The organism is Nguyenibacter vanlangensis (genome assembly GCF_013376155.1).
Lineage (GTDB): Bacteria > Pseudomonadota > Alphaproteobacteria > Acetobacterales > Acetobacteraceae > Gluconacetobacter > Gluconacetobacter vanlangensis.
The window spans coordinates 1-800 of the sequence record NZ_JABXXP010001014.1 but is presented as its reverse complement, the minus strand read 5'-3'; the positions used below and the strand labels follow the sequence as shown (position 1 = coordinate 800).

The following is an 800-nucleotide window of genomic DNA, read 5'->3' as shown; positions in this document are numbered from 1 at the left end:
CGCGGCAATCCGCCCCGCGTGCCCCCGCATCCGGCCGCATGCTCGCCGACGTGCTGCGGGCGCGGGGCATCCGGCGGCTGATGGGGGTGTGGTTCCTGGTCAGCTTCATCAACAAGGCGCTGGAAAGCTGGATGCCCACCTACCTGCTGCATGAACGGGGCGTGTCGCTCAAGGCGGCGGGCGTGCTCCTGACGCTGCCCTATGTCGCGGCGACCCTGGCGGCGGCATCCGGCGGATGGATCATGGCGCGCTGGTTCCGCGACCGCGAACATCATTTCATGTCGGCCAACATCCTATTGTCCTGCGCGGCCCTGCTGGCCATGGCGCACGCCCCCGGCGTGAACGGCGTCGTGGCGGCGGAAACCTGCCTGTATTTCTTCAAGTCCCTCGTCTTCGCCGCCATCCTCTCCCTGCCCGCGCGCATGCTGTCCGCCGATAGCGCCGGATCGGGCTTCGGGCTGATCAATTTCGGCGGCCAGTTCGCCGGCTTCGTCGCCCCGCCGGTCATCGGCGCCCTGCTGGGCGCCTTTCACAGCTATCCGCTGGTGTTTCTCAGCCTGGTGGGCGCCGGGGCGCTGGCGCTCGTCTTCAATGCCGCCTGCGGGCGCTTCCCGTCCGCCTTGCCCCTAGCGGAGTGATATCGATGGAACTCTGTGACGCGACCGCCCTGGACCTGCTGCATCTGTTCCGCACCCGCCGGGCCTCGCCGGTCGAAGCGCTCGATGCCTGCCTGGTACGGACCGACCAGGTCAATCCGGCCGTCAACGCCGTGGTGGCCGAGGACCGCGCCGCCGCCCGCG

General features: G+C 69.5%; 1 protein-coding gene. It reads left to right on the top strand.

Annotated features, from left to right (window positions below; translation table 11 throughout):
* The coding region (locus HUK84_RS20885; RefSeq protein ID WP_176641888.1) for an MFS transporter at positions 1-638 on the top strand (638 nt) is incomplete at its 5' end.
* Positions 639-800: the final 162 nt, after the last annotated feature.